This window comes from Streptomyces aureus, from assembly GCF_000725495.1.
Taxonomy (GTDB): domain Bacteria; phylum Actinomycetota; class Actinomycetes; order Streptomycetales; family Streptomycetaceae; genus Streptomyces; species Streptomyces aureus_B.
Map to the genome: position 1 here is coordinate 122,960 of NZ_JNZD01000027.1, position 24,485 is coordinate 147,444.

Genomic DNA, 24,485 nt, shown 5'->3' on the forward strand with positions numbered 1-24,485 from the left:
ATGCGATCGGTGTGAAGACCGCGGGGGCGATCCGTCCCGGTGGTGCCCGTACGCACCGGGGGACCGGGTGTCCGCCCCCGTGCGGGCCGGCACAGCCGGAAGCCCTGCCGTCCCCGGCCCCGGGACGGGTCGGTGACGGCAGGGCTTCCGGTCCTTTCTGTCCGTTATCCCACCTTCTCGATGCGGGCCCGGCGGATCAGGAACTTGCCCGGCTCGCGGACCTGCTCGAAGGCCGCGTTGTTCAGCAGCACGCAGCTTCCGGAGACCGACGTGACCTGAACGGTCGTGGACTTGTTGTTGTCCAGGTTGGTGACCTTCAGTTTCGTTCCGGCCGGGAACTGGTTGCTGGACGCGGCCGGTGCGCCGCCCTCGCCGGAGAGCGTGACGGTCGAGCCGTTGCAGACCTGCTGGCCGGTGGCGGCGCCGCCACCCGCGTTGTTCGCGGGGGCGCTCTGCGCCGGGGCCGCGGGGGCGGCCTGGGCCGGAGCGGACTGCGCGGGCTGCGTGGCGGCCTGCTGGCCGGTCTGGGAGCCCTGAGCCGACTCCCCGACAGCGCAGCCCGAGGCCTGCTGCTGAACCTTGATCTGCGCGACGACCGCTTCACGGTTCGCGATTCTGGCCGCCGACTGGGAGTCGGGGTGGGCCTTCTGGTCCGCGATGAAGTTCAGGTTGTTGCCGAGCGCGGTGGCCAGGCCCTGACACGCGACCGAGGTCTGAGCGGTCTGCACGGACGCCGCGTTCGAGGTGGCGGCCAGGGCGAAGGCCCCGCCGCCGGCCACGGTCGCCGCACTGACGAGCAGAGCGATCTTCTTCTTGGTGCTGAGAGTTCTCCTACGCGACATGCGCGCCTCCAGAGAGTGGGGGAGCGGTACGTCGCTATGTACGAGATGCCGAACGGAGTTACTCAACGGTTACGGCATTCACTTAAGTAACGTGGATCACACGGGAGTTGGAGCGGGCGGCCCGCTACCGCGACAGGGCCTCCCGCACCGCCTCCTCCGTGCGGCCCACCAGCGCCGTTCCGTCGTCCGCGGTGATGATCGGCCGCTGGATCAGCTTCGGGTGCTCGGACAGCGCCGTGATCCACCGCTCCCGTGAACCGGCGTCCCGCGCCCAGTCCTTGAGCCCCAGCTCCTTCGCGTCCGCCTCCCCGGTCCGGGTGATGTCCCACGGTTCGAGGCCGAGACGGTCGAGGACGGCGCGGATCTCCTCCGTACTGGGCACGTCCTCCAGATAGCGGCGGACGGTGTACTCGGCACCCTCCGCGTCGAGCAGGCTGATCGCGCTGCGGCACTTCGAACAGGCCGGATTGATCCAGATCTCCATGCCGCACACGTTACGGCAGACCGCATCGGAAACGGCCGTCACGGCACCCCCAAAGGCCCCCTGGCCAGGGGCTTTTGTCAGTGCCTGGCGGTAGAATAGAAGCAGTGTTCGAGGGTGTCGCCGGGGGGTCCGGACGACGCCCTGACCGCGACAGGAGGATGCCCGTGCCCGCTGCCGCACTGAAGCCACAGCCCACCCGGTCCACGTCCAGGAGAGCGGTCCAGCCGGTCCTGCCCTACGAGCCCGTGGAGAAGCGCCCGCTGCCGCCGGGGCGCCCGCGTGACTGGTACGTCACGCACAACCGCCGGCTCAAGGCCATGCGACTCGCCATAGCCCTGCTCGACTCCGGCGTGTACGTGCCGAACCAGGCCCGCAACGAGAAGATCCGCAGCACCGCGCTCCTCATCGGGGTGCACCCGCCGTCGGACAGCACGTGCCACATGGTGCGGGCCCTGATGCGGTACGCGCGCTGAGGAACCGAGCGTCCGTCGACCGGTGCCGGGGGTTCCGCCTCGCGGCGGGGCCACCCCGGCCCGGTCGTGTCGGCGCCAGCACCGCTCCGGGTGCCGGCGCCGTCCTGTCTCCCGGCGCCGGGACACCGCCCGGTCTCACCCCGACGACAGCTCCCGCTCCAGCGGGGTCCGGAAACGCGGGGTGACCCGGGTGTCGCCGACCCAGGCCCGCAGCCGGTCCGCCTCCGCCCCGATCGCCGCCCGGGCCTCGCGGCCGACCTCCTCGGTGTCCAGCAGCCGCCAGGCGATCTCGCCGTCCGGCCGCTGCGCCCAGCCGCCGACCACCCGCCCGTCCCACCACACCGTCGGACCGACGTTGCCGCTGCGGTCGAAGAGGGCGGGCCGCATCGACGGAGCGAGGTACCAGTCCCGCTCCTGCCAGCTCATGGGCGTCGGGTCGAGGGCGGGCAGCAGGGCCGCCCAGGGTGCCTCCGGCCCGCCGACGGGGTCCTCGTCGCCCGCCGCCACATATCCGGTGAGCCCGTCGTCGAGCGCCACGGCCACCGCCCCGCACGCGGCCAGCGCCGCTCGCAGGTCCTTGGCCTTCCATCCCGTCCACCACTTCAGGTCCGCCTCGGTGGCGGGCCCGCACGCCGTCAGCCAGCGGTCCAGCAGCGCCGAACGGGCCTCGGCGGGCGGCAGTTCGGGATGCGGCGGCGCGACCGCCCAGCGGAACTGCGTCGACGTCCACGACCCGAGCGGACGCCCCCGCACGACCCGGCCCTCGACCCCGAGGACCCGCATCAGCCGGGACGACACCGTGTGCACGCCCTCGTAGCTCTTCCCGGGCGCGTAGGCGAACTGCTCCCTCAACCGCGGCTCCTCCCCGGTGAGTTCGTTGACCGTGGCCTCGCCGCGCCGGGCCAGCACGGCGAGCGCCGACGCCTCGACCTCGTCCAGCCACGCCTCCGTCAGCCGCCCGTCGCTCCCGGCGATCATGTCCTTGACGAGGGCGGTGCGAGCCTTCGCGGCGATGTCGAGTCCCGTCGAGGCGTGCACGACGGCCGTCAGGGCGGCCGGGAACACGAACACCGTGTGCCGCATGCCGTGCATCCGTACGAGGGAACGGTCCTCGTACAGGGCCCGCTCCACCCGCTCCACCGTCGACCCGGAGTCCGCGAGCCGCGCGCCCACCGCCAGGTACACCGTCGCCGGGTCGGTGCCGTGCAACGCGACCAGCGAGTCGGCCACCTCCTCGGCGGTCGCCGCCCGCGCCGGGGCCGTGAGCCGCTGCCGCAGCCCGAGCCGTGCCCGCCGCTCCTCGGGCCCGATGTGCCGCGGCCTTCCCGTCACGTCGTCTTCCCCTCGCCGTGCCCTGCGCGCTCCCCGATCCGTGCTCCCCATCCTCGCGGACGCCCGCCCGTCACGGGGCGGGGTTCACCCGTTGGCAGCAGCCGGGCATGCGGCGGCCCCCCGCGCGGCCTTGACTGGGGGCCACCGCGAGGAAGCGGGATCCCGGAGGCGAACCAGGACCACGTGGGGAGAGACGATGCATCAGAGGGACGGCATACGAGGACCGGTCCGACTGATCCTGGCCGCGTCCGTGGTGGTGGCCCTGGCCACCCAGCTGGCCGCCTGCTCCGACGACAGCACCCCCTCCGGCACTGCCTCGAAGGCCGCCTCCGCGGCGTCGAAGGCGGCGTCCGCCGTGTCGGAGGCCGCCACCCGGGCCGGTGACGCCGTTGCCTCCGCGACCGCCGAGGCCGGCCGGAGGTTCGACGAGTTCAAGGGTGGCGTGGACGCCAAGAGCGAGGTGAAGACCGCCGGGGCCGCGAGCCCCGACTCCGACGGGCGCGCCACGGTCAAGGTCACCGCCACCAACCCGACCTCCTCGGCGAAGTCGTACGTCGTTCAGGTCGACTTCCGCGACCAGAGCGGCAACCTCCTGGACACGACGGTCGTGACGGTCGACGACGTCGCGGGAGGCGGCTCCAAGGACGCCACCGCCCGCAGCAACCGTTCCCTCACCGGTGACGTCAAGACCGACGTCGCCCGCGCCGCGAGGCACTGACGGCGTGCTCCGCGACAGTGTCACGGCGAGCACGGCGGACCGGGCCGCCCGGGGCCGGGCGGCCCGCAAGCGGGTGCCCCGCTCCGCGCACGGCACCTGGATCCCCGCCGCCGACCGCCCCGATCCCGTCGGCCTCCTGCAGACGCAGGGCCGGGACCGGCTTCCGGAACTGCTGCCCATCCGCTACGCCCGGATGGCGGGCTCCCCCCTCGCGTTCCTGCGCGGGGGCGCCGCCGTCATGGCGGCCGACCTGGCCGCCCAGCCCCACACCGGGCTCACCGTCCAGCTGTGCGGCGACGCCCACCTGCTCAACTTCGGCCTGTACGCCGCCCCGGAACGCCCCCTGCTGTTCGACCTCAACGACTTCGACGAGACCTTCCCCGGCCCCTTCGAGTGGGACGTCAAACGGCTCGCCGCCAGCGTCGCGGTCGCCGCCCGGGAGAACGGGCACAAGGAGGAGCACGTCTTCGGCGCGGCCCGGGCCGCCGCCGGGCAGTACCGCGAGGCGGTCCGGCGCCTGGCCCGGCAGGGCGAACTGACCGTCTGGTACCAGCACATCGACGCCGATCTGCTGCTGCCGCTGGTCCGCTCGGGACGCCGGCGCCGGCGCGCCGAGGCCACCCTCACCCGGGCCCGCCGCCGCACCAGCCTGCAGGCGCTCGGCAAACTCACCGAGACCGTCGGCGGACGCCGCCGCATCGTCCACGACCCGCCGCTGCTGGAACCGGCCGGATCCATGGACATGGCCTCGCTCCGCAAGATCTTCAGCGACTACCGCTCCACGCTCCCCGAGGAACGCCGTCTGCTCCTCGACCGGTACCGGTTCCTCGACGCGGCCCGCAAGGTCGTCGGCGTGGGCAGCGTCGGCACCCGCTGCTTCATCGTCCTGCTCGCCGGGCGGGACGCCGACGACCCGCTGTTCCTCCAGATCAAGCAGGCGGGCCGCTCCGTGCTGGAGGAGCATCTGCCGAGCGGTCCCTACGTCCACCCCGGGCGCAGGGTCGTCGCGGGGCAGCGGCTGATGCAGGCCGCGGGCGACGTCTTCCTCGGCTGGACGACCGGCCCAGAGGGGCGCGCGTTCTACTGGCGCCAGCTGCACGAGCGGACGGGGGCCGCGGACGTCGCCGGCATGAGCCCGGGTGAACTGCGCTCCTACGCCCGGCTGTGCGGCACGGCCCTGGCCCGCGCCCACGCCCGCTCCGGAGACCGGGTCGCCATCGCCGCCTACCTCGGCGGCGCCGACACCTTCGAGCGCGCCGTCGCGGACTTCGCGCTGCGCTACTCGGACCGCAACGCCGCCGACCACGCGGCCCTGGGCGCGGCGGTCATCGCGGGCGTGGTCCCGGCGGCACCGGGCGTGTGAGACGGCGGCCGCATCCTCGGCGGCCGTCCCGTCGGGCGCCGCTTCCTGGGCGCCGTCCGCTCAGGCGCCGCCGTCCGCGCGGGCGCCGGCGGCCGGGCGGACCGGCGCCCGGAGTCCGGTGAGCGCGAGGTCCACCAGGCGCCGCCGGTCCTCGGCGTGGTCACGGAACCAGAGCCCCAGCAGATGGTCGGCGTCGGGCAGTTCGAGGCGGGAGAAGTCGGCGCGGGCGGAGAGCGCGTCGGTCACGGCCCGCGTCACCTCGGGCGGGATGACGGCGTCCGCGGCGGGCACGGCGAGCACCGCCCGGCCCTCGTACGCCCGCAGCACGTCGAGCGCGGGAGCCTCCCGCCAGGTGCCGGGGGTACGGATGATCCGGCTGAAGCGGCTCTGCACGCCCTGGGCCTCGGACCGCGTGACGCCTGTGGGCTCCTCGGGCCGGGCGGGGCCTTCCGGGGCCTCGGACCGCGTGACGCCTGTGGGCTCCTCCGGCCGGGCGGGGTCTTCCGGGTCCTCGAAGGGGAGGGGCCAGGCCTCGGCGGCGTACACAGCGGGCGCGCACAGTACGAGGGCGACCGTGCGCCGTCCGTAGTGCCGGGCGAGATCGGCCACCGTCTGACCGCTCATGCTGAACCCGGCCAGGATCAGCGGGGCCCCGGCCGGAACCGTCGCGTCGATCACCGACACGGCCTGCTCGAACCGCCGCCGAAGGCTCAGCGCGCCCAGGGTGCCGGTGCTCTCGCCGTGCCCGGAGAAGTCGAACGCCAGCCCTGCGCAGCCGCGGTCGGCGAAGTCGGCGAGCAGCGGGAGCAGCCGCTCCTTGCTGCCGTTGCCCGCGCCGTGCAGCAGGACGACGGTCGCCGCGCCGTCACCGGCGAAGTCCCCGCCGCCGCGGACACAGCTCAGTCGTTCACCGTCGTGGTCGTGCGTGAAGGGAGAGAGCATCTCCCCATTGACGCACGCGGACCGGGCACCGCGGTGACCGGGGGCCGCCGGAACGGCCGGTCAACCACGGTGACGACAGGGGGCGTTGACGGGGGGAGAGGCAGACTCAGGAGGAGGCGGCGGGAGTGCCGTCGGCGTCCGGTGCGGTGGTGCCGGGCGCTGCCGCCGGGGGCTCGGTGGTGCCGGCCGACGCCGCCGGGGCCTCGGTCGCCGGGGCCTCGGTGGCCGCGGACGCCTTCGCCCGGGCCGCGGCGACCGCCTCCCGCAGGTGGTCCTCCTGCTCCTGGCTCAGCGAGGTCTGCACCAACTGGCCGCCGAACTCGGCGATCTGGGGGATGACCTTGTCCCCGGCCGCCTGCTTGACCAGGACGAACAGCGCGGCCGCGCCGGGCCGCAGATTCTGGCTGAGATCCTTCATGAACTTGTCGTTGATCCCGGTGTCCGTGACCGCGCCTCCGGCCGCGCCGGCCGCCGCGCCCACCGCCGCGCCGAGCAGCGGGGCCAGGAAGAGCAGACCGATGACACCGCCCCACAGGGCGCCGCCCGCCGCGCCGATGGCCGTGTGGCTGACCGCCTGGTGGAGCTTGATCCTGCCGTCCTCGCTCCGCTCGACGACGACCGCGTCCTCCAACTCGACGAGGTGCTGCTTCGACAGCTCGAACAGCTTGTCGCGGACTTGCCCGGCGGTGGCGACATCGTCGTAGGCGACGACGAACAGATTGCTCATGAGGGCACCCCTTGTGTCGATTCCGTCCGACTTTATAGCGATATGGGGCGGGGTGCAGTCGGGAGGAAACGGGGTGCGGACCGGGGTGTCACAGCCCCGGTGCGCCCCAGATCGGGAACCAGCGGGCCAGGTCCGTCTCGACGCGCAGGTCGTCGGTCAGGACCGCCTTGATCTGGAGTTCGAGCGCGTTGTCGCGCCGCTCGCCCTCGCCGGGGAGCGGCGCGAAGGGGTAGAAGGTGCCGCGCTTGTACAGATAGACCAGACCGAGCCGCCGTCCGCCGGCGTCCTCGAAGCCCACCACGGAACACAGCAGCTGGGGGCCGAAGCCGGAGCCCTCCAGCGAGCTGTTGACCGCGTGCAGATCGCTCACCAGCGCCGGCAGGTCGTCCGGGGCGCGGCGGGAGACCAGCCACGAGTAGCCGTACTCGTCCCGGGTCCGCTCCACCGGCGGACCGGTCCGTTCGGTGTCGGCGTCCAGCAGCGCCTGCGCCTCCTGATGGGCCTGGGCGAAGGCGCCGCCCTCGGCGGACGCGAAGCACACCGCTCCCGTGCCGGTCGGGGTGAACCCGGCCGCCGCCTGGAGGGTCACGGCCGCCGACGGCAGTCCGAAGAGCTGGTCGAGATCGGGAACGGCGGGCTTGCTGCGGCCCAGCAGGATGTCCAGGAACCCCATGCGGTCAGAGGGCCTCTCCGGTCGGGGTGCTCGTGTCCGGCACCGCGGGCTCGCCTAGCTCGGCGGAGATGCGGGCCAGCTGTTCCAGCCGCTGCTCCAGGCTCGGGTGGGTCGAGAACAGGTTGGCGATGCCCGGCTGGGCGCCGAGCGCGGGGGTGAAGTAGAAGGCGTTGAAGGCCTGCGCGGTCCGCAGGTCCTTCGTCGGGATCCGGCCGATGTCCCCGGTCACCTTGGTCAGCGCGGACGCCAGCGCCGAGGGGCGGCCGGTGAGCAGGGCGGCGGCCCGGTCGGCGGCCAGCTCGCGGTACCGGGAGAGTGCCCTGATCAGCATGAAACTGATCGCGTACACGGCCGCGGACACCGCCATCACCGCCATGAAGATCGCGACGGTGTTCTGGTCCTTGCGGCCCCGCCCGCCGAACAGCTGCGAGTAGAACGCGAACCGCACGATCAGCCCGGCGAGGACCCCGAGGAAGGAGGCCACGGTGATCACGGCGACGTCCTTGTGCGCCACGTGCGACAGCTCGTGCGCGAGGACGCCCTCCAGTTCGTCGGGCTCCAGCCGGCGCAGCAGCCCGGTGGTCACGCACAGCACCGCGTGATCGGCGTTGCGTCCGGTGGCGAACGCGTTCGGCATGTCGATGTCCGACACGGCGACCAGCGGCTTCGGCATGTCGGCCACGGCGCACAGCCGGTCGACGACTCCGTGGAGCTGCGGGTACTCCTCGCGCTCCACGATCCGCCCGTGCATGGCGTACAGCGCGATCCGGTCCGAGAACCAGTACTGCGCGATCAGCACCCCGGCCGCGATCACGACGACCAGCACCCACGACTTCAGCAACACGATCAGCGCGGCGACGAAGGCCACGTACAGCAATCCGAGCAGGAACAGCGTGACCGTCATCCGCACGGTCAGCTGCCGATCGTTCCGGAACCGGCTCCGCATCTCGCACCACCCCGCAGTCAGGCACTCGTCCCGCTTTCCATTGTGCGCCCGCGATTCCCCATGAACCGGTGCCGATCGGCCCTGCGGCGGGCAAAGAACCACCCACGGCAGGGGACCCGGCAGCGCCCGTGGTGCCGGGCCCGCACCGCACGCGGCGGGGGGAAACGCGCCGGCCGCGCCCCTCCCGGAGGAAGGACGCGGCCGGTGACGTGTGCGGCTGGAGCGACGGATCTACACGTCGAAGTACAGCTCGAACTCGTGCGGGTGCGGACGCAGCTGGAGCGGCGCGATCTCGTTGGTGCGCTTGTAGTCGATCCACGTCTCGATCAGGTCGGACGTGAACACGTCGCCCGCGAGCAGGAACTCGTGGTCGCGCTCCAGCGAGTCGAGGACGGCCGGGAGCGAGGTCGGGACCTGGGCCACGCCCGCGTGCTCCTCGGGAGCCAGCTCGTACAGGTCCTTGTCGATCGGCTCGGCCGGCTCGATCTTGTTCTTCACGCCGTCCAGACCGGCCATCAGCAGGGCCGAGAACGCCAGGTACGGGTTGCCGGAGGAGTCGGGCGCGCGGAACTCGACGCGCTTGGCCTTCGGGTTCGAGCCCGTGATCGGGATGCGCATGGCCGCGGAGCGGTTGCGCTGCGAGTAGACCAGGTTGACCGGGGCCTCGAAGCCGGGGACCAGACGGTGGTACGAGTTCACCGTCGGGTTGGTGAAGGCCAGCAGCGACGGCGCGTGCTTGAGGATGCCGCCGATGTAGTAGCGGGCCATGTCCGACAGGCCCGCGTAGCCGGCCTCGTCGTAGAACAGCGGGGAGCCGCCGCTCCACAGCGACTGGTGGACGTGCATGCCCGAGCCGTTGTCGCCGAAGATCGGCTTCGGCATGAAGGTCGCGGTCTTGCCGTTGCGCCAGGCGACGTTCTTCACGATGTACTTGAAGAGCTGGAGGTCGTCGGCCGCGGCGAGCAGCGTGTTGAACTTGTAGTTGATCTCGGCCTGGCCGGCCGTGCCCACCTCGTGGTGCTGGCGCTCGACCTGGAGGCCGGAGTTGGCCAGCTCCAGGGAGATCTCGGCACGCAGGTCGGCGAAGTGGTCGACCGGCGGGGTCGGGAAGTAGCCGCCCTTGTAGCGGACCTTGTAACCGCGGTTGTCCTCGAGGGCACCGGTGTTCCAGGCGCCGGCCTCGGAGTCGATGTGGTAGAAGGACTCGTTCTCGGCGGTCTTGAAGCGCACGCTGTCGAACACGTAGAACTCGGCCTCGGGACCGAAGTACGCGGTGTCGGCGATACCGGTCGAGGCGAGGTAGGCCTCGGCCTTCTTGGCCACGTTGCGCGGGTCACGGGAGTACTGCTCGCCCGTGATCGGGTCGTGGATGAAGAAGTTGATGTTGACCGTCTTGTCGCGGCGGAAGGGGTCGACGCGCGCGGTGGACAGGTCGGCGCGGAGCGCCATGTCGGACTCGTGGATGGCCTGGAAGCCGCGGATGGAGGAGCCGTCGAAGGCGAGCTCCTCGGCCGGGTCGAAGGCCTCGGCCGGGATCGTGAAGTGCTGCATCACACCCGGCAGGTCGCAGAAACGGACATCTACGAACTTGACGTCCTCGTCCGCGATGAACTTCTTGGCCTCGTCGGCGTTCTGGAACATCCAGCTCCTCCTACTCCCGCCCACAGTGGACCGGGGTGGTAGTTCGTTCGTGCGGCCAGTGCGGTGGCACACGCTGGAGCCGACCTTAGGGACGGGGGATTTCTCCAGCGTGACCCGTTTGTTTCGCCCAAGTTAACCGACTGCGGCCCTTCGGGCCCCTCCTGTCCGTATGGCAAAACGGGCACAGTACCTTGGACGGGTGGACAACAGGCAAGCAATCGGATCGTGGCTCTCCGGCCCCCGCGCGGCGGCGGAGGATGCCGGTGTCGACTTCGGATACCGGGGCGAACAGCTCGGTCTCCCGGAGCACGGACCGGGCTCGATCGCCCGCCCCGGCCGCCGGCTGGGCGCCCTCGCGGTCGACTGGGGTCTGTGCCTCCTGATCGCATACGGGCTGCTCACCGACGGCTACGGCCAGGCCACGGGCAACTGGGCCCTGCTCGTCTTCTTCGTCCTTGGCCTCCTCACGGTGGGTACGGTCGGCTTCACCCCGGGCAAGCGACTGCTGGGCCTGCGGGTCGTCGCCGAGGGCGGCGGCCGCCCGAACCCGCTGCGCGTCCTGCTGCGCACGGCTCTCCTGTGCGTGGCCGTCCCGGCCCTGATCTGGGACCGCGACGGCCGAGGCCTCCACGACCGCCTGGCCCGCACGATCGAAGTCCGCATCTGACCCGAGCCCCCTCACGGGGGCCCGCGCTCCCGGGCGACCCTCCGCCCCCCGCCGGCCGCCAGAGCCCGCCGAGCCCCACCTCCGCGGAACGACACCCGGCGCACCCCTGCCGGTCGGCAGAGCCCGGCACGTCCCGCCCCACGGAGCGAAACCCGGGCCGCACCCCGGCGCAGCCGCCGGTCGGCAGAGCCCGCTGCGCCGCACCTCCGCCGAAGGACACCCGGCCCCGCCCCCGGTGCACGCCGCCGGCCTGCAAAGTCCGGCACGTCCCGCCTCCGCGGAGCGGCACCCGGGGCGGACCTGGGCGCATCCCGCCGGTCGGCAGAGCCCCAGCCCTGCTGTGAGACACCCGGCCACGCCCGGAGTACCCGGCTCCCGGGGCGGCGGAGCCGGACGGCCCGACGTCACGGCGACCTCGCCTCGCTCCGCCGAGCGGCAGCCCATGATGCCCGGCGCGCCCGTTCCGGCGAGGACGGCCGAGCGGCCCACCCGCTGCGATCGATCCCGGTGAGGGCCGACTGGATACGCGGCGGCAGGCCGGCCCCGGCTGGGCACGCCCGCGAAGACCGGCCCCGGCGCGGGCCGGAGCACTCACCGCGACCCGCCCCCCGGCGCTGGCCGGAGCACTCACCGCGACCCGCCCCCCGGCGCGAGCCGGAACACTCACCGCGACCCGCCCCGGCGCCGGCCGGCGTGCCCACAACGACCAGCCCCCGGCGAGGGCCCGCGCAGCCGCCGTGACCCGCCCCGTCGAGGAGGTCCGCGAACGACGATGGGGCGCCCCGGAGATTCCGGGGCGCCCCATCGTCGTAGGACTGGTCAGGCCGGCGCGAGCACGTTCAGCGGCGCGGGCCGCCGCGCGGCATCCGCATGCCCTTGGGCATCGGGCCCTTCGGCAGGGGCATGTTGCTCATCAGGTCGCCCATCGCGCGCAGCCGGTCGTTGGTCGCGGTGACCTGTGGGCCGGCGAGCACACGCGGCAGCTTCAGCATGGTCGTGCGGAGCTTCTTCAGCTCCACCTGGCCCTCGCCCGTGCCGACCATGATGTCGTGCACCGGGACGTCCGACACGATCCGCGCCATCTTCTTCTTCTCGGCGGCCAGCAGGACCTTCACCCGGTTCGGGTTGCCCTCGGCCACCAGCACGATGCCGGCCTTGCCGACGGCGCGGTGCACCACGTCCTGGCTGCGGTTCATCGCCACCGCCGGAGTCGTGGTCCAGCCCCGGCCGATGTTGTCGAGCACCGCCGCGGCCGCGCCCGGCTGGCCTTCCATCTGCCCGAAGGCGGCCCGCTCGGCCCGACGGCCGAACACGATCGCCGTCGCGAGGAAGGCGAGCAGAAGCCCGAGAATCCCGAGATAGACCGGGTGGCCGATCAAGAAGCCGATCGCGAGGAAGACACCGAGGGTGAGAATTCCGACAGCCGCGAGTACAAGACCGATCTTGGAATCGGCCTTGCGGGTCATTTTGTACGTCAGAGCGATCTGCTTGAGTCGCCCGGGGTTCGCAGCGTCCGCTGCGGGTTCCTTCCTCGCCATGCCCACGAGTCTACGTGGCCCGGACGGCGCGGACGACGGCAGTGGGGAGTGAGCTGGACCGCTCTGCCGGAGGAACGACGACGGAGGCCCGTCGTTCAGGAGTGCGAGACGGATTCCAGCACGCGCTGCGCCTCGACCCGGTCCTTGGCCCGGCGGCGGTCCTCCAGGACGGAGGTCCAGGCGTTGCGACGGGCGGTGCGCTGCCCGCTGCTCATGAGCAGCGACTCGACGGCACGCAGTGCATCGGTGAACGACGGAATCGGTGTGGCGCGTACGGGCGCGGCCTGCATGATGTGGATCCCCCCTCGGGATCGACGGCTCGGACGGGGACGTGTGGTGACGTGGAACCAGAGTCACTGATTGGTGTTACCAGTACGTGACCGAGCGGTCAAACACCAATGAAGCCTTGATACCGCGGGTCCTTTTCCCGCCCCGTTGCTGATGCGCGGTTCAACTGGGCGGATGCCGTGAGGGGGTGTGAACGGGCCGTTGTGAAGGGGGAGTTGCTTGTGCGCGGATTCACACGAAAGCGGTGGCACCGAGTGCCACCGCTTTCCTTTCGCAACGTGTGCCGTTCGGGGGATCAGACCGCCTGGGAGGCGACGTACGCGCCGCGCTTCTCGACGGCCATCTGGTACAGGCGGCCGGCCCGGTACGAGGAGCGGACCAGCGGGCCCGACATGACGCCGGAGAAGCCGATCTCCTCGGCCTCCTCCTTGAGCTCCACGAACTCCTGCGGCTTGACCCAGCGCTCCACGGGGTGGTGGCGCACGGAGGGACGCAGGTACTGCGTGATCGTGATGAGCTCGCAGCCCGCGTCGTGCAGCTGCTGGAGCGCCTCGCTGACCTCCTCGCGGGTCTCGCCCATGCCGAGGATCAGGTTCGACTTCGTGACCAGACCGTAGTCACGGGCCTCGGTGATGACCTTGAGCGAGCGCTCGTAGCGGAAGCCGGGGCGGATCCGCTTGAAGATCCTCGGGACCGTCTCGACGTTGTGCGCGAACACCTCGGGACGCGAGGAGAAGACCTCGGCCAGCTGCTCGGGCTCGGCGTTGAAGTCCGGGGCGAGCAGTTCGACCTTGGTGCGGCCGGCCTCGCGGCCCGCCGTCTGCGCGTGGATCTGGCGGACCGTCTCGGCGTACAGCCAGGCACCGCCGTCCTCCAGGTCGTCGCGGGCGACGCCGGTGATGGTGGCGTAGTTCAGGTCCATCGTCACGACGGACTCGCCGACCCGGCGCGGCTCGTCGCGGTCGAGGGCCTCGGGCTTGCCCGTGTCGATCTGGCAGAAGTCGCAGCGCCGCGTGCACTGGTCACCGCCGATGAGGAACGTGGCCTCGCGGTCCTCCCAGCACTCGTAGATGTTGGGACAGCCCGCCTCCTGGCAGACCGTGTGCAGGCCCTCGCTCTTCACCAGGCCCTGCATCTTCGTGTACTCGGGGCCCATTTTCGCCCGGGTCTTGATCCACTCGGGCTTGCGCTCGATGGGGGTCTGGCTGTTCCGGACCTCCAGGCGCAGCATCTTGCGTCCGTCGGGTGCGACTGCGGACACATCGGCTCCCTGTAACTTCGATTCTTCGGCGTACACCAGGGTACGCCCGTGCGGTGCTCGGCCCCCGACGTGGGCAACCTTCGGGAGCGGGGGTGCATTCCCGGAGGGGTTTCGCCGCGGGCGGGCGGAGTCTAGGCGGTCGCGCGTTCCACGACGCGCGGCCTCAGGTCCGCGTTCGCCAGGACGTCCCTGAGGTGCCGCTCGGCCACCGGCAGGACCTCGGCGATGGTGACGTCCCGGCCCAGCTCGGCCGCGAGGGAGGCGACGCCCGCGTCGCGGATGCCGCACGGGATGATCCGGTCGAACCAGACGTTGTCCGGGTTCACGTTCAGCGCGAAGCCGTGCATGGTCACGCCCTTGGCGACACGGATGCCGATCGCGGCGATCTTGCGGTCCTCGCGGCGCTGGCCGGCGTTGGAGGGGGCGTACTCCGGGCCGTTGAGCCGCGGGTCGAACTCCTCGTCCGTCAGCCGGGGGTCGAAGTCCAGGGACAGGCCGCCCAGCCCGGAGGAGGTTCCCTGGGCGGGGTCCTTGGGGTCGCCGAGGACCCAGACGCCGCTGCGGCCCTCGACCCGGCTCGTCTCCAGGCCGAACTCCGCGCAGGTGCGGATGAGCGCCTCCTCGAGACGGCGCACGTGCGCTACGACGTCCACGGGACGCGGAAGCTTCTGGATGGGGTAGCCGACCAGCTGGCCCGGACCGTGCCAGGTGATCTTGCCGCCGCGGTCCACGTCGATGACGGGGGTGCCGTCCAGGGGCCGCTCGTTGTCCGCCGTGCGCCGGCCCGCCGTGTAGACCGGGGGGTGCTCCAGGAGCAGGCAGGTGTCCGGGATCTCGTCCAGGAAGCGGGCCGCGTGGACACGGCGCTGCTCGTCCCACGCCTCCTGGTACTCGACGGCCTCGGCACCGAATCCCATGCGGACGAACCGCAACTCACTCACGGCAAGCGCCTCCCTAGAAGCTTCCTCGGGCACGTGGTGGTCCCCGTGCGGGGCACGCGGAGGAACCTTTCGTCAGGTCCGTGGCGCGCCCACGCCACTGTACGTCCGACCGCGCCGCGTCAGCTCGACGGTCAATCCTCACACGATCGGATGAATGAATGTCGATGTGTGCGATGACGTGCTCACGCTCCGCTACATTCGCGCCGTTCACGAGGCCATAAGGGCTGCTCACAGGCAATCCGGGCACAGGGGGGCCTCGGGAGGCGCAAGCACGTTCTCACGCCGTCCCGAGACAGCCCTGGGGACCCGAAGGCAGGAGACCGCACCGCAGATGACGGAACGACCCGCGCAGCGCACGCCCAACCGACAGCTCGCCGCGCTCATCGCAGAAGCGGGGTTCTCCAACGCAGGTCTCGCCCGTCGGGTCGACCAGCTCGGACTGGAACACGGACTGGACCTGAGATACGACAAGACATCGGTGACCCGCTGGCTGCGCGGCCAGCAGCCCCGCGGGACCACCCCCGCGCTCATCGCCGAGGTGTTCACCCGCCGCCTCGGCCGCCGGCTGAGCGCGCAGGACCTCGGGCTCGACGCCTGCGCGCCCGTGTACGCCGGGCTGGAGTTCGCCGCGACCCCCGAGGAGGCCGTGGACATCGTCAGCGGTCTGTGGCGCAAGGACTCCGGGAGCCACGCCGAGCTCCGCAAGATCGCCTTCACCCCGGCCGGGCTCGTCGTGCCCAGCCGCGACTGGCTGATCGGCCGGGCCGACGACCGGGTCGCCCGCGGCGAGCAGCCGGCCCGCATCCCCGCCCAGGGCCGCCCGGCCGTGCCCAAGCTCACGGCACCGCCCGAGCAGGGGGGACCCGCCTCCCGGCGCGGCCGGACCGAGCGGGGCCCCGGCCAGCGCGTCAGCGGCGGGGACATCGCCGCGCTCCGCTCGGTCGGCGAACTCTTCCGCGCCCTCGACCACGCCTACGGCGGCGGCCACGCCCGCCAGGCCCTCGTGCGCTACCTGGAGCACGAGGCCGAGCCGATGCTGCGCGGCGCCTACGGAGAGCAGACCGGCCGGCACCTGTTCGCCGCGGCCGCCGACCTCACCCGGCTCGCCGGCTGGACGTCGTACGACATCGGCGCGCACGGGCTCGCGCAGCGCTACTTCGTCCAGGCGCTGCGGCTCGCGCAGGCCGCGGGCGACCGGGTGTACGGCTCGTACGTGCTGATCACCATGAGCCGCCAGGCCGTCTACCTCGGCCACGGGCGCGAGGCCGTGCAGCTCGCCCGGGTGGCGCAGCAGGGCCTCGGCTCGGGGGGCCCGCAGGTCGTGCAGGCGCTGCTGCACGCCGTGGAGGCGCGCGGTCACGGGGTGCTCGGCGAGGTACGGGCCTGCACGGCCTCCCTGGTCCGGGCCGAACGCGCGCTGGAGGCGTCCCGGACCGGCGACGAGGTCCCGCACTGGGCCCGGTACTTCGACGAGGCCCAGCTCGCGGACGAGTTCGGCCACTGCCACCGCGACCTGCAGCAGTTCCGGGCGGCGGCGCAGCATGCCGAGCGCTCGCTCCAGCTGAGGGCGCCCGGCTACGCGCGCAGCCGGCTGTTCTGCCGGGTGGTGCTCGCCTCGGCGCGGCTCGGCCTCGGCGAGCTCGACCAGGCCTGTCTGCTCGGCGCTGAGGCCGCGGGGCAGGCGGCGGAGATGCGGTCGGCGCGGGCCGTCGAGTACGTGCGGGACTTCGAGAAGCGGCTCGAACCGTACAAGGACGCGGCTCCCGTGCGGGGGTACCGCGACAAGGTGGCCGCGCTGAGCTGAGCGGGGTCCGGGCCGTCCCCGGTCTCCGGCCTGGGGAACCGGAGACCGGGAAGCTCGCTGACCGCTTCCGGGCGCGGGCGGGGTGCGCGCCCGGGTGCCCCCGGCCCCCGGGGGGCCGGGGGTCAGGCGGCGGCCGGCTCCAGGGGTTCGGCCAGCGGGGCGGCCGGGTGGACGTCCAGGTCCCTCAGGAGGGCGTGGGCGGCCCGCCGGGCCGAGTGCAGCGCCCCCTGCGCCGTGCTGGTGTCCCGGTGGTCACCGCACACGTACAGGCCCGCGAGCAGGCGTACGGGACGGCGCGGGTCGTGCGGCGGCGGCATCGCCGGGACCGCCTCGGGCTCGTGATGGACCGCCAGCAGCTCCCAGCGCGCCGTCGAGGTGCCGTAGAGACGGGCGAGCTGGGCGCGGACGGTCGCGTCCAGGTGGGCCGCGGCGGGCGGGGTGCCGAGCACGGTCGAGGAGACCAGGGCGCGGCCGGCGGGTGCCCGGGTCGGGTCGACCTGGCTGACGACCGCGGTGTGCGCCACCGGACCGCTGCGGTCGGCGTCCAGGATCAGCGCGGGTTCGGTCAGCGGCGGTTCGTCCGTGGTGTGGTGCAGCACGGTCACCGGGTGGAAGGCGGGGACGTGCAGTCCTGGCAGGAACCCGGCGGCGGCGCGCGCCCCGGTCGCCAGCAGAACGGCCCGGCAGCGGACCTCGCCGTGGTCCCTGGTCGTGACACGGGTCGTGGAGACGGCGGTGACCTCGACGCCCGTGTGCACGGTCCCGGGCGGGAGGGCGGCCGCGAGCAGCTCGGGGAGCGCGTCCGCGCCGCCCTCGGGCAGGCACAGCCGGCCGGTCGCGAAGGAGTGCAGCGCGAGGTCGGCCAGGCGGCTCGACGTGCCGAGATCCGGGTCGCACAGCAGGGCCGCGAGGAGGGGGCGCAGAAAGGCGTCGACCGTACGTGCCGGTAGTCCCCGGGCGGCCAGCGCCCGCGCCGCGGTGAGGTCGGGGCGGGTGAGCAGGCGCTCCGGCGGAGTGGAGGCGATCCGGGCGAGGGCGACCCCGAGCCGGGACTGGTCGAGGGGGCTGCCGAGCGGTCCGGGGCGGGCGGTCACGCGCGCGGGCCGGGGCAGCGGGATCCGGGGGGCGCTCGCGAGGGCGCGCGCGGTGGTGAATGCGCCCCTCGCGCTCCGTCGAGAGCCCGGCACGCCCGTGGGGTGGCGGTGGCCGTCGCTGTGCAGGAGCACGCCCGGTGCGAACGGACGCAGGACGAGGCCCTCCAGGCCCGGGGTGTGGCGCAGTTCCGGGTACGAGGTGGACAGGAGCCGGCCGAGCCGGTCCAGCCGGAAGCCGTCGACCTTCTCCGTGGACATGCGGCCGCCCACATGGGGAGCGGCCTCCAGGACGGCGGTCCTCAGCCCCGCCCCGGTCAGATGCCGTGCGGCCGCGAGGCCGGCGACACCGGCTCCCACGACGACGACGTCGACGTCTTGCGCGATCCTTGCCGTGTGCGTGGCGTGGCGTGCGGGCTCTAGCACGTGCCCCTCCTCGAGGTTGCGCGGCCGGTGGGGACGTCATGCCCCCAACACGCTTCTGGAATGCCCGGGTTCGGATCGAGGGTGCGAGGTCCGGCCACCCCGGGGAAGCGGCGCGGCGGCCGTGCACGGGGGCATGGGGGGTGCATGTGCCCGCCGGGCGGGGGCCGTTGGCCCTCCCGGAGACGGCAACCGCGTTCCGTCCGCCCGGGACACGTTCTTCCCCGAGCCCCGGCGGGCCTCCGGTCGCGCCCCCGTCGGGCTGCCCGTCCACTCCCTGGCAGGCTTCCCACCCCGGCCGGGGACGCGAGGGGGTGACTCGGCGTCACATGCGGAGGGAGCGGCCCCGCGCGGGGGCCCCTCTCAGCCCAGGGCCGCTCGCAGGGCTCCCTCGATCGAGGGGAACGCGAAGGTGAAGCCCGATTCCAGGAGGCGGGTGGGCAGGACCCGCTGGCTGCCCAGGACGTCCTCGGCCATGTCGCCGAGGGCGAGGCGCAGCAGCGGGGCGGGCGCGGTCAGCAGCGTCGGGCGGCGCAGGACCCGGCCCATGGCCTCGGTGATCTCGCCGTTGGTGAGCGGGTCGGGAGCGGTCAGGTTGACCGGTCCCGACAGCGACCCGGTGTCGATGAGATGGCGGAGGGCTGCCACCTCGTCGTGCAGCGCGATATGGCTCCAGTACTGGCGCCCGTTGCCCATCCGCCCCCCGAGCCCCGCCCGGAACAGCGGGATCAGCCGGGCCCAGGCCCCGCCCTCGCGGGCCACCACGAGCCCGGTCCGGGGCAGCACGGTGCGCACGCCCGCATCCTGCGCGGGAGCCGCTGCCTTCTCCCACTCCACGCAGACGGAGGACAGGAAGCCGTCCCCGGGCGGCGCCGACTCGTCCACCGCGCGGTCGCCGGTGTCGCCGTAGAACCCGATCGCGCTTCCGTTGACGAACACCCGCGGTGGTTCGTCGAGCGAGGCCACCGCCTCGGCGAGCGTCGCCGTCCCGAGCACCCGGCTGTCCCGGATGGTCCGCTTGTACGCGCTGGTCCAGGGCCGCCCCGCGATCGGGGCCCCCGCCAGATTGACCACCGCGGCACAGCCGATCAGCCCCGCCGCGTCGATCCGCCGGCGCTGCGGATCCCAGCGGATCTCCCCCGGCGAACGCGGCTCGCGCCGCACGAGCCGGACCACCTCGTGTCCCTCGGCGCTCAGGGAGCGCGCCAGCGCGGAACCGATGAGGCCGGACGCGCCGGCGATCACGATGCGGGAACCCGGGGACAGCGGTGAGTCGCTCATGGGTCCATCCTGCCCGCGCCGCCGCGGACTTCACGGAAGGGGCCGCCGCGCGGCGGTCGTACAGTGACCGCTATGTCAGCTGCTCCGCGGATACGCACCGCCACCCTGGACGACGAGGACGAGCTCGGCCGGATCGACCGTGACACCTGGTCCACCCTGCACGCGGTCATGCCGCGCCCCCGGCCGCCGTACGAGCCCTTCTACACCGAGCGGTTCGGCCCCCGGGACCACATCGTCGCCGAGCTCGACGGCCGCCTGGCCGGCTACATCCGGCTGGGCTTCCCGACCCCGCTGGCCTGCAACGCGCACGTCCGGCAGATCCTCGGCCTGGCCGTCGCCGACGACGCCCGCGGCGCCGGGGTGGGCCGGGCGCTGCTGCGGGCCGCGGGCGAGGAGGCGAGCCGCCAGGGGGCCCGGCGCCTCACCCTGCGCGTGCTCGGCCACAACACCCCGGCACGGACGCTGTACGCGTCCGAGGGGTTCGTCGTCGAGGGAATCCTCCCCGGCGAGTTCCTGCTGGACGGCGTCTACGTGGACGACGTCCTGATGGGCCGCCCGCTGCGGCCGTGATCGCCCCGGTCAGGAGGTGACGAGGTCGCCCGTGTCCACGCGGGCCGTGGCGTGGGCGCCCTTGCGGGCGTCGCCGGCGACCTCGTGCGCCGTCAGGACGTAGCCCGTCTCGTCGTCCGAGGTCGAGCGGGCGAAGACCACGCCGTAGACCTTGCCGCCCGGGGTCAGCAGCGGACCGCCGGAGTTGCCGGGGCGGACGGTCGAGCGGATCGAGTAGATCTCGCGGGTGACCGTGCCGGTGTTGTAGATGTTCTGGCCCGTCGCGTTGATGCGGCCCGCGACGGTGGCCGCCTGGAGGTCGAGCCCGCCGTCCTGCGGATAGCCCGCGACCACCGCGGAGTCGCCGCGCGAGGCGACCCCGTCGAAGTGGAGGACCGGCGCCCGCAGGGCCGGCACGTACAGCACGGCGACGTCCCGGCGGGGGTCGAAGAGGACCACCCGCGCCCGGTAGGGGCGGCCCACCCCGCCCACCCGCACGGTCGGCCCGTCGATGCCCGCCACCACGTGCGCGTTGGTCATCACCCGGTGGGGGGCGTAGACGAAGCCGCTGCCCTCCCGGCCCTGGTTGCCCGAGGTGCCCTCGACCTTCACGGTGCTCAGCTTGGCCGCGTTCGTCGCGGACGGCGTGACGCTGTCGCCGGAGGGCTTGGCGACCCCGGCCGTCGGTTCGTTCTCGAAGGGGTTGAAGACCTGCGGGAAGCCCGCCTCCGTCAGGGCCGAGGTGGCGCGCGCGAACCAGGTCGGCGTGGTCTCCGGCATCGAGTTCTGCACGGCGCCCAGCAGCGCGGAGTTGCGGATCGACTGCGTCACCACCGTCGAGGAGGACGCGCCCAGGACGCTCGCCGCCACCCAGGCCACCAGCAGCACGGCCAGGGTGTTCGCGGCCGCCCCGCCGATCCCGTCGGCCACCCGCAGCGGCCCCTGGTCCAGCTCGCGGCGCAGCTTCAGCGCCAGCCGTCCGGCCAGCTCGTGGCCCACCACGCCGGGCACCAGGACCGTGAGCACCGCCGTGACCGTCGCCGCCGGTGTCCCCGCCGTGACCAGCTCCATCATCCAGGGCAGCACCCAGACGCCGATGACGGCGCCGCCCACGAAGCCCGCCAGCGAGACGCAGCCGGCCACCAGGCCGCGGCGGTACCCGGACGCCGCGTACACCAGGATGACCAGCATCAGCAGGAGGTCGAGCACGTCCACGGAGCCGCCTTTCTCTAGGGCCCCTTAATACGCGTCGGGCGGGCCCGGTGATCAGCCACGCGCGTTCGGGTGGCCGCCGCGACGGCCACCCACCCGTGGACCTGTAAAAACGTCCCGGACACGCACGATGGTTCCACCAGGTGGCACACCACACATCGCGGCCCGCGCGGATCCGGGTCAGGGTGGCTCCATGCGTGTCTTCCGGAAGCCGCGGGGGCCTCGGATACGGACCGGGCAGGGAACGTCCCGCCACGCACGGCCCGGGGCGCGCGGACGCCCGGCGCCACGGGCCCGCACCGGCCCGGGGCGCGCCCCGCGCGCCCCCGTGCCGTCCGGTGCGCCCCGGCGTGCGCCGGTCGGGATCCCACGGCCGGCCCTGATCCTGCTCGGGTGCGTGCCCGGCCTGCTCGCCGTGGCGGCCCTGGTGATGTGCGCGGCCGGGGTGGACCTCTCGGCGGCCCGCGCCCCCGCCCCGCCCCCGGTCGCGGCCCGGATCACCGTCCCGCGTCCCGTCGCCAGGCCGCCCATCGTGCCGCGGTCGACATGGCTCGACGCCGAGAGCACCCGCGAGCAGCCGCCGCCCCGCTACGACGACCGCGTCGTGGCCGTCTTCATCCACCACACCGACTCGCCGAACGGCTACGACTGCGCCGACACGCCCCGCATCATCCGTGACGTCTACGCGGGCCAGACCGGCGCCAAGCAGTGGGACGACATCGGGTACAACTTCCTCGTCGACCGCTGCGGCACGATCTACGAGGGCCGCGCGGGCGGGGTCGACCGGCCCGTCACCGGGGCGCACACCCAGGGCTTCAACCACCGCTCCGCCGGGATCGCCGCGATCGGCACCTTCACGGCGGGGTCGCCGGTGCCGAAGGCGATGACCGACGCGATCGCCCGTCTCGTGGCCTGGAAGCTCGGCCTCGCCGGAGTGGACCCGCGCGGTACCGTCCGCCTCGTCTCCAGCAACAGCCTCAGCCGCTACAGCGCGGGGACCGCCGCCGTGCTCTCCACCGTGTCGGGGCACGACGCGGCCTTCATGACCAGTTGCCCCGGCGCGGCCCTCAGCGCCAGGATCCCCGAGATCCGTGAGCTGGCGGCCCGCTACCAGGGCCGCTGACCGCCCGCCCGGCCCGCCCGGGCGCCGGGCGGTCACAGGCACGTCCCCGGCCGCTCACAGCCCCTCCAGAGCCGCCGCTCCTACGGTCGTCGTACGGCGCCGTCCGGCGTCGTACGGGTACCGGCCGAGGGCGGGGATCATGGGCATGAGCACGAGGCGGACGAGGACGGCACGCGGGCCCTGGGCCGTGGTGTGCGCGGTGGTGACGGTCGTCCTGGGTCCCGCTGCGGCCACGGCGTCGGCACTGGACCGGGCGAACGCGGCCCCGCAGCACCACACGGAGCGCGCCGGTCCGGGTCAGTCCTCCCTGAACCGCTCCCACAGCTTGGGGTAGCGCTCCGCGATGACGGACTCGTTCTCGAACTCGAGCGGAGTGCCCTCGGGCTCCGCGGGCGCGGCCGGGATGCCCAGCGCGGGCGCGACGGCACCCGTCAGCTGCTCGTAGGCCTCGTCGGCCGCGTACCCCAGCTCCTCGCCGTCGCCGTCGATCTCCTCGTCGAAGTCGTCCAGCAGCTCGGCGAGCGTGTCGGGGTCGTGCATCGCGCCCTCGAAGACGTCCCTGCCCTGGCCGATCAGCCAGCACCGGAAGAAGTCGAAGGCGTCGTCGCTGGCCCCGTCCAGCAGCAGCCAGGCCGCGCCCCACAGGTCCCAGCGGTAGGCGCGGTTGTAACGGGACTCGAAGTGCCGGGCGAAGTCCAGGACGGAGTCCGGGTCCAGCTGGACGAGCCGCTCGACGAGCAGATCCGCCTGTTCCTCGGGGTCGCCCTCGGCAGTCTCGCGGGTCGTGTCCACCAGCTGCCAGAACTCCGTCTCGTCCATCACGGGTCCAGCATCGGCCCTGGGCGGGAGGGACGCACGTGGAGTGGCGCAGATTGTTATGCATGCACATGCCGAAGGAAAAACCGCCGGGTTCCTGCGGTTTTCACGCGGGTGGCCGTGTCACCGGTAGAGCCCCGCGGCCTCCTCCGCGTCCCTCGCGCAGCGCTCCCGCAGGGCCGCCGGGGCGAGCACCTCCACCTCGGGCCCGAGCCCGCGCAACTGCATCCGGGCGACCTCCTCGGACTCCACCGGCAGGGCGAGCGTCACCCAGCCGCGCCCGTCGGGTGCGCCACGGCTGCCGAGCCCCGCCTCCGCGGACGTCCTCCCGACGGCGCCGGGAAGCTGCCGCACCCCCTCGGGGGACAGCCGTACGACGATCTGGGACCGCAGCACGGACCGGGCGAACTCCTCGGCCCGCTCCGCCCAGAACCCCGGCAGATCGAACCCCTCGTCCCGCCGGAACCGCTCCTCCCCGGGCTCGGCCGCGGTGAACCGGTCGATCCGGTACACCCGGAACGCCTCCGCGTCCGCCACTCGCGCGCACAGGTACCAGAGCCCGGCCTTCAGGACGAGCCCGTACGGTTCGAGCGCCCGCTCCACCTCCGCCCCGCCCCGCCGGTAGCGCGCGCGGACCGGGCGGTCGTCCCACACCGCGTCCGCGAGCACGGGCAGCAGCGCGGGCGCCTGCGGCTCGCTGAACCAGGCGGGCGCGTCCAGATGGAACCGCTGGGCCGCCGACCGCGAGGCGCCCTGGGCGGAGGGCAGCAGGGCCGCCGAGACCTTCAGCCGGGCCGCCGAGGCCGTGTCCTCGAGCCCCATGTCGCGCAGCGCCCCCGGCACCCCGCTCAGGAACAGCGCCTCCGCCTCGCTGCGTGCCAGTCCCGTCAGCCGGGTGCGGTACCCGCCGACCAGGCGGTAGCCCCCGGCCCGGCCCCGGTCCGCGTAGACCGGGATGCCCGCCTCCGACAGCGCCTGGGCGTCCCGGGAGACCGTGCGCTCGGACACCTCCAGCTCCCGCGCCAGCTCGGCGGCGGTCATCGACGCGCGGGTCTGGAGCAGCAGCACCATCTTGATCAGACGAGCGGCACGCATGGCTTCATGATGCCGGGCACCGGCGACGTCCGGCCGGGCGGCCACCCCGACCCCCGGAAGCCGGGAGCGGGCCCGGGAAAGCCGGGCGAGCCAGGAAGGCCGGGCGGGCCCGGGAAGGCCGGGCGGGCCCGGGAAGGCCGGGCGAGCCGGGAAGGCCGGGCGGGCCCGGGAAGGCCGGGCGGGGCCGGGAAGGCCGAGCGGGATCGGGAAGGCCGGGCGGGGCCGGGAAAGCCGGGCGGGATCGGGAAAGCCGGG

At 73.4% G+C, this 24,485-nt stretch carries 24 protein-coding genes and 1 pseudogene; 7 read left to right on the top strand and 18 right to left on the bottom strand.

The genetic code is table 11. The features are described 5' to 3' along the window. Positions 1-164: 164 nt before the first annotated feature. Together IO36_RS28605 and IO36_RS28610 are read right to left on the bottom strand one after the other, a co-directional pair. Entirely contained in the window at positions 165-842 is a 678-nt protein-coding gene (locus IO36_RS28605) for an RlpA-like double-psi beta-barrel domain-containing protein (RefSeq protein WP_037623948.1), read from the bottom strand. 124 nt (positions 843-966) lie between these two features. Continuing rightward, positions 967-1,326 carry an arsenate reductase family protein gene (locus IO36_RS28610; RefSeq protein WP_037623949.1) on the bottom strand — a complete coding sequence of 120 codons (360 nt, stop codon included), beginning with the start codon at positions 1,324-1,326 and terminating at the stop codon, positions 967-969. A 164-nt stretch (positions 1,327-1,490) separates the two neighbouring features. On the opposite strand from IO36_RS28610, the gene IO36_RS28615 reads away from it, so the two are divergent. Continuing rightward, positions 1,491-1,799, top strand: a complete 309-nt coding sequence (locus tag IO36_RS28615) for a hypothetical protein (RefSeq protein WP_037623950.1) — start codon at positions 1,491-1,493, stop codon at positions 1,797-1,799. A 135-nt stretch (positions 1,800-1,934) separates the two neighbouring features. On the opposite strand, the gene IO36_RS28620 is transcribed toward IO36_RS28615, so the two are convergent. Beyond that, complete coding sequence (locus IO36_RS28620; RefSeq protein ID WP_037623952.1) at positions 1,935-3,131, bottom strand: winged helix DNA-binding domain-containing protein; 1,197 nt, start codon at positions 3,129-3,131, stop codon at positions 1,935-1,937. A gap of 196 nt (positions 3,132-3,327) precedes the next feature. Between IO36_RS28620 and IO36_RS28625 the strand changes: the two genes are divergently transcribed. Together IO36_RS28625 and IO36_RS28630 are read left to right on the top strand one after the other, a co-directional pair. Then, positions 3,328-3,849 carry a hypothetical protein gene (locus tag IO36_RS28625; RefSeq protein ID WP_245173521.1) on the top strand — a complete coding sequence of 174 codons (522 nt, stop codon included), beginning with the start codon at positions 3,328-3,330 and terminating at the stop codon, positions 3,847-3,849. 4 nt (positions 3,850-3,853) lie between these two features. Beyond that, positions 3,854-5,212, top strand: coding sequence for a DUF2252 domain-containing protein (locus IO36_RS28630; RefSeq protein WP_037623953.1), 1,359 nt, complete (start codon positions 3,854-3,856; stop codon positions 5,210-5,212). Positions 5,213-5,323: 111 nt separating this feature from the next. Here IO36_RS28630 and IO36_RS44940 read toward each other — a convergent pair. From IO36_RS44940 to glnA, 5 genes and pseudogenes are all read right to left on the bottom strand, one after another. Beyond that, positions 5,324-6,154, bottom strand: a pseudogene (locus IO36_RS44940) (alpha/beta hydrolase); the annotation flags it as partial. Between the two features lie 106 nt (positions 6,155-6,260). After that, entirely contained in the window at positions 6,261-6,881 is a 621-nt protein-coding gene (locus IO36_RS28640) for a DUF1269 domain-containing protein (RefSeq protein ID WP_051901023.1), read from the bottom strand. Between the two features lie 88 nt (positions 6,882-6,969). Further along, on the bottom strand, positions 6,970-7,554 hold the full coding sequence (gene pspAB, locus IO36_RS28645; protein ID WP_037623954.1) for a PspA-associated protein PspAB: 585 nt from the start codon (positions 7,552-7,554) through the stop codon (positions 6,970-6,972). Between the two features lie 4 nt (positions 7,555-7,558). Further along, complete coding sequence (htpX, locus tag IO36_RS28650) at positions 7,559-8,500, bottom strand: zinc metalloprotease HtpX (RefSeq protein WP_037623955.1); 942 nt, start codon at positions 8,498-8,500, stop codon at positions 7,559-7,561. A gap of 231 nt (positions 8,501-8,731) precedes the next feature. Beyond that, entirely contained in the window at positions 8,732-10,141 is a 1,410-nt protein-coding gene (glnA, locus tag IO36_RS28655; RefSeq protein ID WP_037623956.1) for a type I glutamate--ammonia ligase, read from the bottom strand. A gap of 199 nt (positions 10,142-10,340) precedes the next feature. Between glnA and IO36_RS28660 the strand changes: the two genes are divergently transcribed. Further along, positions 10,341-10,808, top strand: a complete 468-nt coding sequence (locus IO36_RS28660; protein ID WP_037623957.1) for an RDD family protein — start codon at positions 10,341-10,343, stop codon at positions 10,806-10,808. 839 nt (positions 10,809-11,647) lie between these two features. Here the strand turns inward: IO36_RS28660 and IO36_RS28665 are convergent. From IO36_RS28665 to lipB, 4 genes are all read right to left on the bottom strand, one after another. Beyond that, the gene (locus IO36_RS28665; protein WP_037623959.1) at positions 11,648-12,346 is read right to left on the bottom strand and encodes a DUF4191 domain-containing protein; all 699 of its coding nucleotides are present in this window, start codon (positions 12,344-12,346) and stop codon (positions 11,648-11,650) included. Positions 12,347-12,441: 95 nt separating this feature from the next. Beyond that, on the bottom strand, positions 12,442-12,636 hold the full coding sequence (locus IO36_RS28670) for an SCO2195 family GlnR-regulated protein (RefSeq protein WP_037623961.1): 195 nt from the start codon (positions 12,634-12,636) through the stop codon (positions 12,442-12,444). A 293-nt stretch (positions 12,637-12,929) separates the two neighbouring features. Continuing rightward, entirely contained in the window at positions 12,930-13,895 is a 966-nt protein-coding gene (gene lipA / locus IO36_RS28675) for a lipoyl synthase (protein WP_037623963.1), read from the bottom strand. Positions 13,896-14,026: 131 nt separating this feature from the next. Continuing rightward, complete coding sequence (lipB, locus tag IO36_RS28680) at positions 14,027-14,836, bottom strand: lipoyl(octanoyl) transferase LipB (protein ID WP_037623965.1); 810 nt, start codon at positions 14,834-14,836, stop codon at positions 14,027-14,029. Positions 14,837-15,167: 331 nt separating this feature from the next. On the opposite strand from lipB, the gene IO36_RS28685 reads away from it, so the two are divergent. Then, a complete protein-coding gene (locus IO36_RS28685; RefSeq protein WP_037623966.1) occupies positions 15,168-16,640 on the top strand; it encodes an NsdA family TPR-like regulatory protein in 1,473 nt (490 codons plus the stop codon). A gap of 122 nt (positions 16,641-16,762) precedes the next feature. Here IO36_RS28685 and IO36_RS28690 read toward each other — a convergent pair whose 3' ends face one another. Both IO36_RS28690 and IO36_RS28695 read right to left on the bottom strand, forming a co-directional pair. After that, positions 16,763-18,157, bottom strand: a complete 1,395-nt coding sequence (locus IO36_RS28690) for an NAD(P)/FAD-dependent oxidoreductase (RefSeq protein WP_245173522.1) — start codon at positions 18,155-18,157, stop codon at positions 16,763-16,765. A 360-nt stretch (positions 18,158-18,517) separates the two neighbouring features. After that, positions 18,518-19,435 (bottom strand): TIGR01777 family oxidoreductase, encoded by a 918-nt coding sequence (locus IO36_RS28695; protein ID WP_037623967.1) that lies wholly within the window; start codon positions 19,433-19,435, stop codon positions 18,518-18,520. Positions 19,436-19,507: 72 nt separating this feature from the next. On the opposite strand from IO36_RS28695, the gene IO36_RS28700 reads away from it, so the two are divergent. Continuing rightward, positions 19,508-20,005 (top strand): GNAT family N-acetyltransferase, encoded by a 498-nt coding sequence (locus IO36_RS28700; RefSeq protein ID WP_209441281.1) that lies wholly within the window; start codon positions 19,508-19,510, stop codon positions 20,003-20,005. A gap of 9 nt (positions 20,006-20,014) precedes the next feature. On the opposite strand, the gene IO36_RS28705 is transcribed toward IO36_RS28700, so the two are convergent. Further along, positions 20,015-21,199, bottom strand: coding sequence for a MarP family serine protease (locus IO36_RS28705; RefSeq protein WP_037623969.1), 1,185 nt, complete (start codon positions 21,197-21,199; stop codon positions 20,015-20,017). A gap of 427 nt (positions 21,200-21,626) precedes the next feature. Here IO36_RS28705 and IO36_RS28710 point away from each other — a divergent pair, with 427 nt between their 5' ends. Further along, positions 21,627-22,319, top strand: coding sequence for a peptidoglycan recognition protein family protein (locus IO36_RS28710; protein ID WP_051901028.1), 693 nt, complete (start codon positions 21,627-21,629; stop codon positions 22,317-22,319). A gap of 54 nt (positions 22,320-22,373) precedes the next feature. On the opposite strand, the gene IO36_RS47750 is transcribed toward IO36_RS28710, so the two are convergent. The 3 genes from IO36_RS47750 to IO36_RS28725 all read right to left on the bottom strand — a co-directional run bounded on the left by IO36_RS47750 (position 22,374) and on the right by IO36_RS28725 (position 24,230). After that, positions 22,374-22,553 (bottom strand): hypothetical protein, encoded by a 180-nt coding sequence (locus IO36_RS47750; RefSeq protein WP_209441282.1) that lies wholly within the window; start codon positions 22,551-22,553, stop codon positions 22,374-22,376. 63 nt (positions 22,554-22,616) lie between these two features. Beyond that, the gene (locus IO36_RS28720) at positions 22,617-23,138 is read right to left on the bottom strand and encodes a DUF4240 domain-containing protein (protein ID WP_037623971.1); all 522 of its coding nucleotides are present in this window, start codon (positions 23,136-23,138) and stop codon (positions 22,617-22,619) included. Positions 23,139-23,258: 120 nt separating this feature from the next. Next, positions 23,259-24,230: a helix-turn-helix transcriptional regulator gene (locus IO36_RS28725; protein ID WP_037623972.1), complete on the bottom strand. Its 972-nt coding sequence runs from the start codon at positions 24,228-24,230 to the stop codon at positions 23,259-23,261. Positions 24,231-24,485 lie beyond the last annotated feature (255 nt).

Coding starts and splice junctions, on each gene's coding strand:
- glnA (WP_037623956.1), bottom strand. CDS start 10,141: ATGTTCCAGAACGCCGACGAGGCCAAGAAGTTCATCGCGGACGAGGAC.
- IO36_RS28685 (WP_037623966.1), top strand. CDS start 15,168: ATGACGGAACGACCCGCGCAGCGCACGCCCAACCGACAGCTCGCCGCG.
- IO36_RS28720 (WP_037623971.1), bottom strand. CDS start 23,138: ATGGACGAGACGGAGTTCTGGCAGCTGGTGGACACGACCCGCGAGACT.
- IO36_RS28640 (WP_051901023.1), bottom strand. CDS start 6,881: ATGAGCAATCTGTTCGTCGTCGCCTACGACGATGTCGCCACCGCCGGG.
- pspAB (WP_037623954.1), bottom strand. CDS start 7,554: ATGGGGTTCCTGGACATCCTGCTGGGCCGCAGCAAGCCCGCCGTTCCC.
- IO36_RS28695 (WP_037623967.1), bottom strand. CDS start 19,435: ATGAGCGACTCACCGCTGTCCCCGGGTTCCCGCATCGTGATCGCCGGC.
- IO36_RS28625 (WP_245173521.1), top strand. CDS start 3,328: ATGCATCAGAGGGACGGCATACGAGGACCGGTCCGACTGATCCTGGCC.
- IO36_RS28610 (WP_037623949.1), bottom strand. CDS start 1,326: ATGGAGATCTGGATCAATCCGGCCTGTTCGAAGTGCCGCAGCGCGATC.
- IO36_RS28670 (WP_037623961.1), bottom strand. CDS start 12,636: ATGCAGGCCGCGCCCGTACGCGCCACACCGATTCCGTCGTTCACCGAT.
- IO36_RS28605 (WP_037623948.1), bottom strand. CDS start 842: ATGTCGCGTAGGAGAACTCTCAGCACCAAGAAGAAGATCGCTCTGCTC.
- IO36_RS28725 (WP_037623972.1), bottom strand. CDS start 24,230: ATGCGTGCCGCTCGTCTGATCAAGATGGTGCTGCTGCTCCAGACCCGC.
- IO36_RS28700 (WP_209441281.1), top strand. CDS start 19,508: ATGTCAGCTGCTCCGCGGATACGCACCGCCACCCTGGACGACGAGGAC.
- IO36_RS28665 (WP_037623959.1), bottom strand. CDS start 12,346: ATGGCGAGGAAGGAACCCGCAGCGGACGCTGCGAACCCCGGGCGACTC.
- htpX (WP_037623955.1), bottom strand. CDS start 8,500: ATGCGGAGCCGGTTCCGGAACGATCGGCAGCTGACCGTGCGGATGACG.
- IO36_RS28710 (WP_051901028.1), top strand. CDS start 21,627: ATGTGCGCGGCCGGGGTGGACCTCTCGGCGGCCCGCGCCCCCGCCCCG.